Annotated in this window: 12 protein-coding genes; 7 read left to right on the top strand and 5 right to left on the bottom strand. The window is 52.7% G+C overall.

Features of this window, described 5'->3' with window-relative positions:
- Positions 1 to 3 precede the first annotated feature (3 nt).
- A complete protein-coding gene (locus Q31b_RS06410) occupies positions 4 to 1,215 on the bottom strand; it encodes an arsenate reductase/protein-tyrosine-phosphatase family protein (protein WP_146598876.1) in 1,212 nt (403 codons plus the stop codon).
- A gap of 252 nt (positions 1,216 to 1,467) precedes the next feature.
- Here Q31b_RS06410 and Q31b_RS06405 point away from each other — a divergent pair, with 252 nt between their 5' ends.
- The 4 genes from Q31b_RS06405 to Q31b_RS06390 all read left to right on the top strand — a co-directional run bounded on the left by Q31b_RS06405 (position 1,468) and on the right by Q31b_RS06390 (position 7,190).
- Entirely contained in the window at positions 1,468 to 2,460 is a 993-nt protein-coding gene (locus tag Q31b_RS06405; protein WP_146599383.1) for an NHL repeat-containing protein, read from the top strand.
- A 173-nt stretch (positions 2,461 to 2,633) separates the two neighbouring features.
- Positions 2,634 to 3,866, top strand: a complete 1,233-nt coding sequence (galK, locus tag Q31b_RS06400) for a galactokinase (RefSeq protein ID WP_146598875.1) — start codon at positions 2,634 to 2,636, stop codon at positions 3,864 to 3,866.
- 56 nt (positions 3,867 to 3,922) lie between these two features.
- Positions 3,923 to 5,974, top strand: coding sequence for a sodium:solute symporter family transporter (locus Q31b_RS06395; protein WP_146598874.1), 2,052 nt, complete (start codon positions 3,923 to 3,925; stop codon positions 5,972 to 5,974).
- A 361-nt stretch (positions 5,975 to 6,335) separates the two neighbouring features.
- The gene (locus Q31b_RS06390; RefSeq protein ID WP_146598873.1) at positions 6,336 to 7,190 is read left to right on the top strand and encodes a C39 family peptidase; all 855 of its coding nucleotides are present in this window, start codon (positions 6,336 to 6,338) and stop codon (positions 7,188 to 7,190) included.
- A gap of 12 nt (positions 7,191 to 7,202) precedes the next feature.
- Here the strand turns inward: Q31b_RS06390 and Q31b_RS06385 are convergent, their stop codons facing one another.
- Both Q31b_RS06385 and Q31b_RS06380 read right to left on the bottom strand, forming a co-directional pair.
- Entirely contained in the window at positions 7,203 to 7,862 is a 660-nt protein-coding gene (locus Q31b_RS06385) for a PepSY-associated TM helix domain-containing protein (protein WP_146598872.1), read from the bottom strand.
- Positions 7,859 to 9,367: a DUF2271 domain-containing protein gene (locus Q31b_RS06380; protein WP_146598871.1), complete on the bottom strand. Its 1,509-nt coding sequence runs from the start codon at positions 9,365 to 9,367 to the stop codon at positions 7,859 to 7,861. The genes Q31b_RS06385 and Q31b_RS06380 overlap by 4 nt, the downstream gene beginning before the upstream one ends.
- A 154-nt stretch (positions 9,368 to 9,521) precedes the next feature.
- Here Q31b_RS06380 and Q31b_RS06375 point away from each other — a divergent pair, with 154 nt between their 5' ends.
- The gene (locus tag Q31b_RS06375) at positions 9,522 to 9,767 is read left to right on the top strand and encodes a hypothetical protein (RefSeq protein WP_146598870.1); all 246 of its coding nucleotides are present in this window, start codon (positions 9,522 to 9,524) and stop codon (positions 9,765 to 9,767) included.
- Between the two features lie 34 nt (positions 9,768 to 9,801).
- Here the strand turns inward: Q31b_RS06375 and Q31b_RS06370 are convergent, their stop codons facing one another.
- A complete protein-coding gene (locus Q31b_RS06370) occupies positions 9,802 to 11,139 on the bottom strand; it encodes an outer membrane beta-barrel protein (RefSeq protein WP_197171048.1) in 1,338 nt (445 codons plus the stop codon).
- A gap of 632 nt (positions 11,140 to 11,771) precedes the next feature.
- Between Q31b_RS06370 and Q31b_RS06365 the strand changes: the two genes are divergently transcribed.
- Both Q31b_RS06365 and Q31b_RS06360 read left to right on the top strand, forming a co-directional pair.
- Positions 11,772 to 12,032: a hypothetical protein gene (locus Q31b_RS06365; protein ID WP_146598868.1), complete on the top strand. Its 261-nt coding sequence runs from the start codon at positions 11,772 to 11,774 to the stop codon at positions 12,030 to 12,032.
- A 5-nt stretch (positions 12,033 to 12,037) separates the two neighbouring features.
- Positions 12,038 to 12,961, top strand: coding sequence for a magnesium transporter CorA family protein (locus Q31b_RS06360; protein ID WP_146598867.1), 924 nt, complete (start codon positions 12,038 to 12,040; stop codon positions 12,959 to 12,961).
- A gap of 209 nt (positions 12,962 to 13,170) precedes the next feature.
- Here Q31b_RS06360 and Q31b_RS06355 read toward each other — a convergent pair whose 3' ends face one another.
- Positions 13,171 to 13,980 (bottom strand): TVP38/TMEM64 family protein, encoded by an 810-nt coding sequence (locus tag Q31b_RS06355; protein ID WP_197171046.1) that lies wholly within the window; start codon positions 13,978 to 13,980, stop codon positions 13,171 to 13,173.
- Between the last annotated feature and the right edge of the window lie 279 nt (positions 13,981 to 14,259).

Genomic DNA, 14,259 nt, shown 5'->3' with positions numbered 1-14,259 from the left:
TCATCATGATTCGCGGTCCGGGTTAGTCTTGTTGTTCGGTTCGTTTTCGTTTTTTGGAAAAAAGTCGTCATCAAGGGAATCGAGCCATTTTCCAAGTTCTTCTTCGATTTGATCGGCACAGGCTCGGTAGACTTCAATATCCATGCCGACGGGGTCCGAGATGTCACCGCCATCACGGCGAAGTGTAAAGATACGATCATGCATCTCAGGCCATGCTGCTAAAATGGCGGCCCGATGGCCACGTGTCATCGTGAGGACAAGATCGGCGACATTCATGACCGATTCGTCGAGTGGACGACTGCTGTGACCGGTCAAATCGAGCCCCCGTTTGCCCATGACCGCGACCGCATGAGGACTGGCCCCCGATCCAGCCGAGGCAGCGACACCGGCTGAGAGGACGCGGACGGCGTCTTCGCACCCGGTTCGCTTTCGAAGCTGCTCGCGCATGATGGTTTCCGCCATCGGGCTGCGGCACGTGTTTCCCGTACACACTAACGCAATCACGGGTTTGACAAATTGATTCATAGCAGCACGTTCAATAACGCCCTCACGGAGTAGTTTCCAGCGATTGCCGTTGACCTGGACCACGGTGGTCCTGCCACCATAACGAGTGGGCCCGTCATCGAGCAGCAGAGGCAAATCGTTGCTATAGCGATCTGCTAACGTTGCCGCGGTCGCAACGACTTCGCCGTAATTACAGTTCGAATGGCTGAAAAGGACAAGCGGTGCAGACAGATAACGGTGGATTTGGTCCAAAACGTCATGGTCGACAACGCGAAAATTGATGCGGTTTTCTTGGCAAATTAGTCGGTTTCTAACGAATTCAGGCAATTGGGATATCGCCGACAATGGGTCTCGGCACTCGCACTGAATCGTCAGCGGGCCTGGCCAGCAGCGGTGCATGAGCCGCCGAGCGGTCGTCGATTTGTCCCCCAAATAATCGATGGCCGCTTCACGGCTTCGGATCGACAGGGCAAAATCACCCACCCCGGGGCTGTCGTCTGTTTCACTACGCTCGTCCCCCTTCCGCCCCCCGCCGCTCTTGGCAAGCGCACACAATCGCTCCATTGCTGGCTCGCAAAGTGCATGGGCAGCGACGGCATAGCTGGTTTCCGTCGGCAAACCGACGAGTTGGCCCTCGACCAATGCCTGGACGCTACGATGCACAATATCTCGCGAATCCTCTGCCGTTTGTAGGTCTAGGATTTTCAGCATGGAGGGTTGGCTTTGCAAACGGCTGTTTTTTTTTTCGCCAATTCGTATTCAGTTGACAAAGGCGATGGTCCGGCGGTATACGATAATGGAGGATTGTAAGGTGTTTTTCGACGATTTCCCAGTCCGGATCCTTATTCGTCGATAGGGACGTTCTCATCACCGTCGATGGTGTGTGTCTTCAGCGACGTTTTCGGGCAAACTTCGGCATGGACTGATCAACGAGTGAAAAATAACCTCAACCGCCGAAATTGGATGCGTGCCTCGGTTGCGATTGGAACGGCAGCAATCGGAAGCACTGCGATTCCCGGCTGCATCTCCGGGGCATTGCATGGCCAACCTGAACTTGTCTGGGGAAGACGCGGTTTTAGCGAAGGCCGGTTTCTGAAGCCGAGAGCGATTGCGATTGACCCCGCAGATCGCCTCTACATCGTCGACACAACGGGTCGGATTCAAGTCTTTGACGCCGATGGCAATTATCTTCGAGGCTGGTCGACTCCGCAAACCAAAAACGGCCGTCCGACCGGATTGGCCGTCGCCTTGCCTACGGGTTTTTCCCCCAGTGGTGTCGATGGACCGGATGCCCAATTGTCCGCTCACCGCTTACTGGTTGCCGACACGCACTATTACCGCATGCTCTGTTATACGCTGAGCGGAAAGCTTGTTCCCGAACAACAAATCGGTGGCGTTGCCGGCTATTCACCGGGTGAATTTGCGTTTGTAACCGATGCCGTTTGTGACGCGGATGGATGCTTCTATATCGGCGAATATGGCGATTCCGATCGGATCCAAAAGTTCGATCCGAGCGGCCAGTTCATGACGTCGTGGGGTGGCACGGGGAACCAGCCCGGTCAATTCGTCCGCCCACAAAGCTTGGTCGTTCAAGGGCAAACATTGTGGGTGGCCGACGCGTGTAACCATCGCATTCAGCGGTTTGATTTGTCGACACCGACACCGACACTTGTTGGCATTTTTGGCAGCCAAGGCAGCGAGAGTGGCCAATTCTATTACCCGTATGACCTAACCCTTGCCGCTGATGGAACGATCGTCGTTTGCGAATATGGTAACCAACGGCTACAGCGAATCGACAGCAACGGAAACTGGATCGCAAGTTGGGGTGGTCCCGGTTTTCAAAACGGTCAACTCTACCAACCCTGGGGAGTCGTCATCGATTCGGACCGTCGCGTGCATGTTCTCGATAGCAACAATCACCGTGTGCAACGTTTACCGCTGTCGCAGCTAAGCTGAGTTTCTCAATAAGTTTTGAGCCATTCGCTGTGCGTCTCATTGTCATCGAGATGCTGGCAATACATAATCATGGGTCATGCAAAGGCAATTGAAGCCTTCTACTAGCAAGGTCGCGATTTTTTTCGATTTCGCGATGATTTGCATTTGTTCTCTCCGAAATGGTTCCGCACGCTATGACTTCATCGGAAATCAACGCTTACGACGGTTCGCTTGGTGACTTGGTGCATCGTTTAACCCAATCTTTTATTGCCGAGCATGGCGAACCACCAACGTGGATCGTAGCGGCCCCGGGGCGAGTGAATTTAATTGGTGAGCATGTTGACTACAACGACGGCTTTGTGATGCCGATGGCGATCGAACGTTATGTCGCAATGGCTGCATCGGAGCGAAAGAGGGATGACCGGGGGATCGCGTCAGTACGCAGTGTCAATTTGGACGTCTTTGCCGAGATCGATTTGACGAAGATCCCCACGCCGCCTGAGACCCCTTCTTGGATGAGCTATGTGGAAGGAGTTTTTGCTGGATTCATGCAAAAACTTGGCCCTGAATCCACTCAGAAAATTCCCCCTCTCAACATCTTGCTTGAGTCCAACGTTCCCGTCGGTGGAGGGCTTAGTAGCAGTGCTGCCTTGGAAGTCGCTACCGCTACGCTATTGGAAGCCGTCACAGGCGTCGAACTCGGAAAGGCAGAGAAAGCGCTGATTTGCCAGAAAGCGGAACATGATTTTGCCAAAATGCCGTGCGGAATCATGGATCAGTTCAGCAGCGTTTTTGGCCAAGCCAACGCGTTCATGCTGCTCGATTGTCGAAGCCAAGAAATCCGCCAACTCCCATTTTCGAGTGATGGGATCTCGGTGCTGATTACCAACAGCAACGTTAAACACGAATTGGTCGGTGGCGAGTACGCCCAGCGGCGCAAAGGGTGTGATTCCGCGCTCACGAAAATCGGTGCGTCATCGTGGCGAGATGTCACGATGGGACAAGTCGACGCAGCGGAGGCAACGTTAACAGCGACCGAACGTCAATTGGCACGGCACGTGGTTTCGGAAATCGAGCGAACCGAACGAGCAGCGGAAGCCATCGAAGCGAACCGCTGGGAAGCACTTGGCGACTTGATGTATCAAGGCCATGCGTCCCTTCGTGATGACTTCAAAGTCAGTTGCAAAGAACTCGATTTGCTTGTCGATATCGCCAAAGCGATTGGTCGCGAAGGAGGCGTATATGGATCGAGAATGACGGGCGGCGGCTTCGGCGGTTGTACCGTTACCTTAGTTGATTCGGACAAAGTGGTCGAAGTCTCCCAGCAAATTCTGAAAGCCTACAAAGAACAAAGTGGCGTCGAGGCCCAATTGTTCGCCAGTCGCCCGGCGATTGGTGCCCACGTTATTTCTCGTTCCCCGTCCTAACCACTTCGTTTTTATCCACATCCTTCCACTCTCATTCTCCTGATTGGCAGTTCAATATGGCCGCTTTGGACATCATCGTTTTTGTGCTTTTTGTTTTCTCGGTCATCGCCATTGGTCTTTGGAAGAGCCGTGAAGAGGATCATGAGTCCAAGGACGCGCAGGACTACTTTTTGGCGGGGCGTGGTTTGACTTGGTACTTGGTCGGGTTTTCGCTGATCGCCGCCAATATCTCGACCGAGCAATTTGTCGGCATGACGGGCAAGGCGGCCGATTGGCTCGGGATGGCGATCGCCAGTTATGAATGGATGGCCGCGGCGACGTTGGTTGTCACCGCGTTCGTCTTTCTGCCCGTTTTCCTCAAGAGCGGTATCTATACGATTCCAGAGTTTTTGGAATACCGCTACAACACCTTCGCTCGCACTGTGATGGCGATCACTACCATGATCATCTTGGTAGGGGTGCCAACCGCGTCGGTCATCTACTCCGGTGCAAAGGTTATTACCGGGAACTTCCAAGGGGTCGTGGTCGCCGGTTTGGATCTAGGCAGTATCACGGTGGGGTGTTGGATTATCGGAGTCCTGGCGGCAGCCTACGTGTTCGCGGGCGGGCTGAAAGCTTGTGCCTGGGCTGACCTCTTGCAAGGTGCCGCCCTAATCATTGGCGGCATGATTATCGCCTACTTTGCATTCGCTTTACTGGGAGAAACCGATCCCGAAAAATTGATCCTGACAGCACGCAATAGCGAAGTCACCGTGGAAAGCCTCGAAGCCGCAGGCCCGATCGAACGGTTTTACGATCTCAACAAGGGTGAATTGCCCGATGGCAAGTTGCACATGGTACGGCCAACCGATGACCCCGAGATTCCTTGGACGGCTTTAATGATCGGACTTTGGATTCCCAACTTTTTCTACTGGGGGTTGAATCAATACATTACCCAGCGAACTCTCGGATCAAAGTCGCTGGCGGAGGGCCAGAAGGGGATTATTTTTGCCGCCTTCTTGAAGCTCCTGATTCCATTTATCGTCGTGATCCCCGGCATTTTGGCCTTCAACTTGTTCCAAGGGAAATTGCGTGAAGATGCGGTCAACCGAAATGCGCTGATCTTATCCGAAAGGACACCCGAGCTTTATGGCGAGATGTCAAGCATGATGAAGCCTGATCCCGAGGACACGCGTCATGCGACCGTCGCGAAAGCAATCGAGGCAAACTTGGCCGATCCAAAACCACCCGAAGCGACACAGCTTTACTCGTTCAATGACGTGTTTGTCGAGTTCATGCCCGAAGACGCACTAACGGTTGCGAAATACAATCGCTCCGTTTTGGAGGGCAAGGTTGAACTGGGCGACGAGATAGCACTAGGAACCAATGCAATCGATCTGGCAGCACTCAACGACAAGTTGATCAAACTGGCTGAGGTCGAATTGGAAAAGGAAGTCATGTCGGAGACCTTGGTAACGCACGATTACGATAACGCATTCCCGACTTTAATCCGCGAATTAATTCCCATTGGAACGGGGGTCAAAGGTTTCGTTCTGGCGGCCATTTTTGGAGCGGTCGTTAGCTCGCTTGCTTCGATGCTCAATTCCGCATCGACGATTTTCACGATGGACATCTTCTACAAGTTGCGACCGACGTCGTCACAGAAAGCACTTGTGCGGACCGGGCGCGTTTGCACGGTCGTCTTTGTGTTGATCGCAATGTTCATTGCTCCGTTTCTTGGGCATCCGTCGTTTGGAGGTATTTTTACGGTTATCCAAGAATTCCAAGGATTCATCTCGCCGGGAATCTTGGCGATTTTCATCTTCGGATTGCTGGTTCACCGAGCACCGCGTTCGGCTGGCACCGTTGGATTGATCTTGAGTCCCGTGCTCTACGGAACGCTCTACTTTGCACCTCAAACACAAGACATTGCGTTCCTTAATCGAATGGCGATCACTTTCGGAGTGATCCTCGTCGTGTTGACGCTGATGACCTTGATCAGGCCATTGAAGGTTCCGGTCACTCTGCCGGTCAACGAGAACATGAACTTAGAGAGTTCGAAGATTGCCAAATTCTTCGGAGGCGTCGTGATCGTGTGTATGGTCATCCTCTACGGCATTTTCTATTAAGCTTTGTCTAGAACCGTAGTGCTTCGTCAAAGTAAAACTTTAGGGGTGCGTTTTTTTGTGGCTGTGGCTTCCAGTCGCAGAACTGGGGCTGAAAGCCACAGCCAAGTGATACCGCACCCCTAACGCCAGGCCGTACGAATTTCATCCGGCGGTGATCGCGATACTTGCTCAAATACTTGCCCAAATCGTGTCGCTCTACTCTTTAACTGGAAAACGTTGGCCGAGTTTCTTCGCATAATCCGTCGATTCGAAGCAACTTATTCCTGTTGCACCCGATTACAAGAGGGTAGCCATCTTCTCAACTCGATTGGCGACGCTTCCCCTTTTCGATCCACGTTTTCACCATTTCTGGAGCACATCCATGGCCGATAGACGAACTTTACTTTTCGGGACCCGGGGGCAGGATGTCGAAAATTTGCAAATGATGCTAAACCGTTACGTTGATCCGCGACCCGATATCGAAGTCGATGGAAAATTCGGAAATGGAACGAAAGGGACGGTGGTCAAGTTTCAAAACCAAGCGAACAAGTTTCGTTCTCGCAAGATCATTGGCGAGAACCTTGAACCGGACGGAATTGTCGGCCCTTTGTCTTGGAAGGTACTCGATTGGTACGAGAAAAACGATCAAATAGGTCGAGACCGCGATCCTGGGTTTGCAACTCTCATCCGCAGCGGCGGGCGCAAAGTGCCTCATTTTCGGCAAGGCGATCCGCAATGGGGCTCAATCATGCTGGGCGACAAATCGATTGCCTCAAAAGGTTGCGCGATGTGTTCGGTTGCCATGTGCTTGGCCTTTTATGGACACGACATCAATCCAGCATCCTTGGACGCGTACCTCGATGCCAACAACGGATACTCGGGCAACAACCTCTATTGGCAAAAAGCATTTGATGCGGGGCAAACGCTCGGCTGCCGTAGGCCCAGGTTGACTTACCCCGACTATCGTCGCCGAAGCGATTTTATTGACACGATCATGGAACGACTTTGGCGAAACTTGCCAACATTAATCGGGGTCGATTATGGGACCAGTGGCGATGGACGCGAGGATCATTGGGTCGTTGCAGTCGGTTACAACCAGAAAGACATCATTATCAACGACCCGGCAATTGGTAATGGCAATGGTGCCGAAAAGCCAAACCAAGAAATCACGCATCTATACGATTCACGACGTCGAGGTGGATTGACTCCGGTGCGTCTTTGTTTGTTTGACGTCTAGACGATCCTTCGGTCAGGACACCGCAATACGGTACAGGATTAGCAAAATCGCCGCTCCGGTAATTGCCGTTAGAATTCCTTTGGTGCGGCGGACACGCAAGAAGAAGATCAGTGCAAAGCCGCTGAGTGCGACGATCGCTGAAACGATTGCCGATACATCAATCACGATTGACCACGCTTTGCCACTGTTTCGTCCTTTGTGCAAATCGTTGAAGACTGAGACGAGATCGTTGGTCGTCACGGCCACGGTATAGTCACCGCTGCTCCGCGAGAGACGCGCGATCGCGGTATACCCAGGTCCTTGGTACGTCAATTCCGCTTCCTCTTCATACGTGAAGAAATCAGTAACGGTGCCTCGCAGGCCATGCTTTGAACGAAGCAACTCCGCAATCGCGAGCTTATCAACTTGATGACCATAATCGAATTGGTCCCAATTCGCGGGTGGTGATGCATGGATGTTGAGAAGCGACACGTCAAGCGATCCCGATTGTTCGGTCGTACTTTCGCTAAAGAACCAATCGGGATGATTGAGAGTCAGTCCGGTAATGCTGAACAGGAAGATCACTGCGAGGCAGAGTAGTGACAGGTAAATGTGAATCCACCGGCTCCATAAAGCAATGAAGCGACGGGTCGGGTGGCGCAAGGCATGTTTGGTTGGGCGGTGCAAATTCATTTCGAGTTGAATTTCACCGACGCCGACTTGATTTCGACGTTACCAGGAAGCTCCGCTTCAAAGGGCTTGTCGCCAAATTCAAACGGATGCTTCATCAGCTGATACGTACCATGCTCCCGAGCCGCTTCGATGTACAAAACGTACTTTCCAGGTTCGATTGATTTGCCGTCCTTGTCTTTACCGTCCCATGAGAACTTGTAGTTGCCTGGATTTCGTGTTGGCTTTGAGATCACTCCTATCAACGCCGTGTCCTCGACCCGACGTCGCGCCTGATCGCCTGCGTACCAGCGTCGGAGATCACGGTGCCAGCGTGGGCCGGGGTTTTTGGCCATCAAAAAAAGGCCCATCGTCTTGACTGGAAACCCCTTGTTGTCTTCGATCCAAACGGCGACGTAGGGTCGGCGATAGCGTCGAGAGTTGTTGGAATTCGCAATTTCAATTTCGACAACCAGTTCATGATCAGTGGTCGTTGGAGCGTCAACGGTCGAGCCGTCCTCTGCAGGAACTTCACCCGGCCAATTCGTGCTGTGTGTCATCACCCCCGCAGCCGTCACCAGCAAGCACTCGACGTTGTGAAGTGATTGGACGAGCGCGAGGCTGTCAGCCATCGGTAGTACGCTACAGATCGTCGCCAGCACGTCTGCTGTTTCGGCATCCGCAGCAATGACGGTCGCACTCATGATCGTTTGCGTTGGTTGACCACAGCGAGGATCAATCAGATGTGAATAGTTCACGCCCTCGATCGTAAAGTGCCTCTCCGATGGACCGCTTGTTGCAACTGCCTGGTTGTGCAAATTCAGTCGGCTCAGCGGTTTTGCTCCAATGGCGTCCGCCTTAGGGTCGGCAATCAAAATGATCTGTGACATATCCCCAGCGACTCGGATATCACCCCCAATATTCACGGCGATGCCGGTAATCTGCTTGTTGTTGTCGAGGACATGCTTGCACACACCGTCAAGGATCGTTCCTTTTGCAATCGCATTGAGTGTGAGTGGTTCACGAGAAAGTCGTGTCACGCGATTGGATTTCGGATCGACTCGCCAATGATCAGCCGAAACGGCGCGAGCTTTCTCTGAAAGTTCTTCGGGCGTCGGACAACGTTGTGCAACCTCCGCTTCCCTCCATACTCTCGACAACGATTCGGCGGCAGGATTGAATGCACCTTTGGAAATCTGGACCCAATCCTCACAAACTTGTAACGTCATCGCGAGTTCGCTCGAAACCACCATTTCGGCTTCGTAGGGTAACGCGGACAACTTTGACAGCTCACTCGATGAGCTGTAATGGCTATAGATTTCCGAGAGTCGGCCAATCTCTTCTAACGTGGCGAGTTGAGCCGCTTCAGCATGGGATTGATTGTCCGCATTCAATCGGAGTTCGAGTGAACTACCGAGAACGTTCTCATGAAAATAGACAAACTCACCGGCAAATACACCTATCGAGTATATTGAAAACAGACCGATGAAGCATAGAATCCTGAGTCGTTGAGAGGAGGAGTGTTTCATTGTGGTCCTAGGATAAGAGTCGGCGCTTTGCCCGTTTTAAAAGAGAACACCAGCAAAGCGGATTTGTTTCTGTGAAAAGGATTGTATTCCATGAAATGAAGAATATAACATTCAGGAACATTTGCGGCAATTTAGCTGCTTTTGGCCAAATGCTTTGACTGCTGGCACGGAGTCATCAGGCTGTGGTTACGCCCCGTCACTCAAGAGTCTTCACACCGATTTTCGATCGCTTAATGCCGGGCCCTACAAATTTCATGCGGCGGTGATCACGTTTCATGCGGCGGTGATCGCGAGGCTTGAGCAACAAGGGAAAATCGGAACACGATTCGAGTTCAATCCGTTTTTCGAGATCGTACCAATCGCAGGGTTCACCAACGAAAGTACTGTCACCATTGCTTGAATTTGCTCGTTCATTCTCGTGAACGTTCTCTCTTCTAGAACGTGATGATCGCGTCAACGGCGGCCATGAATTGATTGCGGTCGCTGCCGTTGCCGAATGGTCCCGACCCGACACCGGCGTCCGCGTCAAACCAATCCCAGCGAATCTCGGGGCGGACGACCAGATTGCTGTTGGGTGTGTAGTTCAAGCCGAATGTCAGGTCATGGTACACACCCGGACCGGGCGTTGGATTCACCGTGAATCCGTCGACATCGTCGAACCATTCAAAACGAAGCCCCGCTGTCCAGCAATCACTGAACGCGTGCGATAACTCCTGATGGACGTTGTACCACGACGCCGTTCCGCCGCCTGGCAGCACGTTCTCTTGAAATCCGAAATCGCTGTAGATCACGTAGCTCGAGCGTTTGCCAATCTGCTGTTCAAAGACGACACTTTGCACGTACAGAATTTCGCTGCCAGTATCGGCCTCATTGCCCAGACTGAATTGGAACGACAAGGATCGATCGCCATTGTCACCCAGCAAGGTCACGATTCCGAAGCCACTCAAGTCGTTGTTGTTGTCTTCCCAATTGGCCATTCCGCGGTGGAACCCGCCGCCAATCTGCAACGAGTCATTGGGCCGCCAACTCGCGTACATCCCAACCACCGGAACCGTCTCAAAGCTGAAACTGAATCCATAGCTGTTGGAGTAGAAGAAATTCTCGGTAGGAATTGGTCGCTCGTAGCCCACCGGCAAATAGAAGTGACCCAGTTGAACGGTCAAGTCGTTGTAGGCCACTTCTAGATACAACTGCGGCATCGCCAGTCCCATCAAGCCGACTCCGCCGAGCCCCGACCCATCGCCACGGTTCCAATGGTTGCTTAGATCGCGGCGCGTCTCCAAGCCACGCGACTGCAGGAAGACGTAGTTGGTGCCGTAAGTCAAATCCATATTGAAGCCAATATCCCATCCTGAACCACCCGTGTCGGTCTTCCGACCAACGGACAAGTAACAGGAGTTGAGCATGTACTCGTCGCTGCGATAGTTGAAACTCGTCGCTGGAAGATTGCCGGTGCCAGCCGCTGGGTTGGTCGGATCGCGTGAGTTGGTCGTCACTCCTTGGGCGAGCTGGCCATCAACGGTGATCCCCCAACGCTCCAACCGCGTGCAGTCGCCGAACAGCTGCCAAGGATCATCCGCGGAGTCCGGTGACAATACGGAGGAGTCCGGTGACAATACGGAGCCGCCGCATGCAGCGTCAGAGAGGGTGGGGCTGAACCGATCGCAGGTGTCATCAGCGCTAGTCAATCCCGCGGTCCCGATCAGCAGCAGTGTGAGAATACAAGTGTGGGTTTTCGCGGTTGGCAATTGACGTCCTTCTGAAATTCGCATCTTGTCCGGCCTACTGGTCATTCATCGACGCGCAAGGGAATATCAAGCAGAGAAAAGCGGCCCGTCCCTACCGACTCACTCACTGCGAGGTATGACTGGGCGGCCTGCGAGAATAGTCCAAGCCCTTCGGGTGTGTTGGTCGCTGCAATCCGAATCCTTTACCCAATTCGCATATCTCGCATTCAGCGGTCGGTCGTATGCGATTTGAAGATCGTTGTCGTTGCCGATCAATGAAGAGCTCCATCTCTTCCGATTTCGATTTCGAATCTGATACGCCGTCCAGTTGTGTAAGCGTATTCTCGCTCGGCGTCTGCGTGCCTCATGATGCCACCCTCAGGGGCGAGCCTGTCAATATTGAACGTTTCTCCTGCCATCAGACCCCGATGCTATTAGCCCGGCTACATCCAGGCGATGTCATCAGCCATGATGAACAGGATGTTGGGCCTTTGGCCGTGAGAGCAACGCTTCGTCGCCTTCATGCAGAATCCAGTTAAACACAGAAGGGAGGGAAGGCTAGTGGAGTAGGAGTATGGATGTTGATAAGATTGCGAAACACGTGGGATGGGGGATGCTAGCGATGCTCCACTTGTGGAAATTGATCCACAAAACTCCTCGTTCTTAGAACCACCGGCATGAAAACCACACGTCAAGAAAGCTTTTTCGCTGCCCTGCTTGTGAGCGTGCTGGCCCTTTCGGCCTCCAGCAATGCTCTGGGAGCTGACGAAAAACCGAACATGCTCGTCATCTGGGGCGATGACATTGGGCGTGATAACATCAGCGCCTACAACCTGGGCATCATGGGCGACAAAACGCTCACCTTCCGATCGCTTCATCGCGTATCGGAGGAACGCAGCGATATTCGGAAATTAATGAAACACATTGTCACGGAGTGATCTGAATGCCGGAATTTTTCAAACTCAAACGTCAAAGCAATGCAGCGGGAGCGGAAACGTTCATCTGGGTTGACCTGGATGGCCGCACGACCGATTCCGTGGAATGGCTCAAAAACGGATCGGGTTTGCCCGAGCAAGTCATCATGCGTCTGCTCGATGAAAGCACGCTGAATCATCATGAGAAGTTCGATGATGGGCTGCTGCTCCGTTTTCAAACACAAGTAGTCTCACCTGCAATAGGGAAGAGTGATTCGACTTCGGTCGGCTTGTGGTTCGAACGCGATCGAGTGATCAGTATTTGTTCCGCCCCGATACCAGAGATTGAGACTTTGAAGACGAATGTTTCGAAGCATCAGAGCAGCTGGGCTCCACTGGAGATACTCACTTGCCTGATCAACAGCAACGTCAGCAAATTGGAAAGTCTTATCGTGATGGTTTCTGAAAGAACCGACGACTTGGAGGAACAAATTCTTGAGTCGATCGATGACGCAAACTCAGCGCAATTAGATCTCGTTCGGCGAAAAACAATTCGTATTCGTCGTCAGCTACTGACACTGCGAAATCTGTTGGTGTTCATTCTCTCGGATCACTCGCTGCCGATCAGTGAGGATGATCGGCCGGCGATTGAGTCTGTCACCGATCGCGTACGCAACTACCTGGAAATCCTGGAAGGCTGTCACGAAAGAGCACACCTGTTACGCGATCAAATCGAGTCACAGATGAACGCACGATTGAATCAGATTACCTATAACCTGACGATTGTTGCCACGGTGTTCTTGCCGCTCAGCTTCCTTACTGGCCTATTGGGGATGAATGTCTCGGGAATTCCCGAGCAACATGACCCACAGGGATTCGTTGTCGTATGCACGAGTATGGTGTTGATCGCGATAAGTTCATGGATCTACCTGAGATGGCGAAAATGGGTTTGATCGGGAACGAGCAAAGATTGATCCTGATAAGGGCGTCAAAAAATTACTTTCGCATCTGACGCCCGAAGGTACAATCTTGGGCAAATCTGCCGCTGCCACGACGTGGTGCGGGTCGAACATTGCTTCCTGGGAATCGGAACAAACGTCTGATCGACCTCCTGTTGCACCGATGCAATCGGTGCCTTCGATTCACAATCGTCGACGTTGGTTCATGCTTGTTCGACCTCGCTTGTCGATTCACTTTCTGCCTCCGCAATCGCTTTCGAAGCAATCCGCGAGATGAAGACCATCAACAAAATACAGAAAACAAAGCCGACGACCGTGACGATGGTATGTAGCGACGAATGCTCGCTGACGTTGCCAGCGACCTTGGTGACATGGCTGGCCAGATAGCCGAAGTAAACTTCACAAAACAAGCCCGGAATCAATCCGGCCGTCGCAAGAATGAAGGTTGAATATCGCACCCCCGAGGCTCCCAACACGTAGCTGACCGAGACCGGATTGATCGGTGACAACCGCAGCAGCAATTGCAGTCTCAGGCCTTCGCGATTGACGGCGCGTTGAATTGCTCGGAGCTTAGGGTGCGCGGCGAGCATCTTTTCGATCCGTGGCCGCAACAGAGTTTGAGCGGAGAAAAAATTCAACGTGGCGGTGAGCAAAGCTCCAATCACCGTCAAAACGGCACCCCATCCGATTCCGAACAGGACTCCGGCCGCAACCGCCAGCACTGTATCGGGCACGAAAATCGAAGTGAACAGGACCATCATGCCGACAAAGACAAGGCATCCCCAGACCCCATGACCGGCAATCCAACTCTCCATCCCTTTGATGTCCTCGCCCGCATTGCGGCCGAACCAGACAACCGCTGCCAGCACAACCAGGCCGATCAACAGACGGATCCCAGCCGTTTTCCATTGCACCCGTCGATTCAAATGCGCGTGCAATGCTTGTTCGTCATCAGCGTGATCCGTCGATATCCTGTTTTCCGGTTTCAACTTGGGCCCGTTCCTATCGATCATTCTAAGATTCTCAACGCTATCCATTCAGAAACGTGATCGTCGTGTTATCGAGCGAGCGTCGAATCCAATGGGGCCTACTTGTTGTAATGTTCCGTGAAAGGCAAGGCAAGCCAGCCCATCCATGGTAAAGCACGTTGATGCCGGTCAAGGCCACATTCAGCGGATCCCCCGGATGATGATCGCCGGTCGAGGTAATTCGAGGACTATCATCGAAAGCTCGAATCGCGGCGTGCGTATTCTTTCCAGACAAGAGGAGCGTACGACGTACGCCACGACCAG

Origin of the sequence: Novipirellula aureliae (assembly GCF_007860185.1) — a bacterium.
Classification (GTDB): Bacteria; Planctomycetota; Planctomycetia; order Pirellulales; family Pirellulaceae; genus Novipirellula_A; species Novipirellula_A aureliae.
This window is presented reverse-complemented; position numbering and strand designations above follow the sequence as displayed.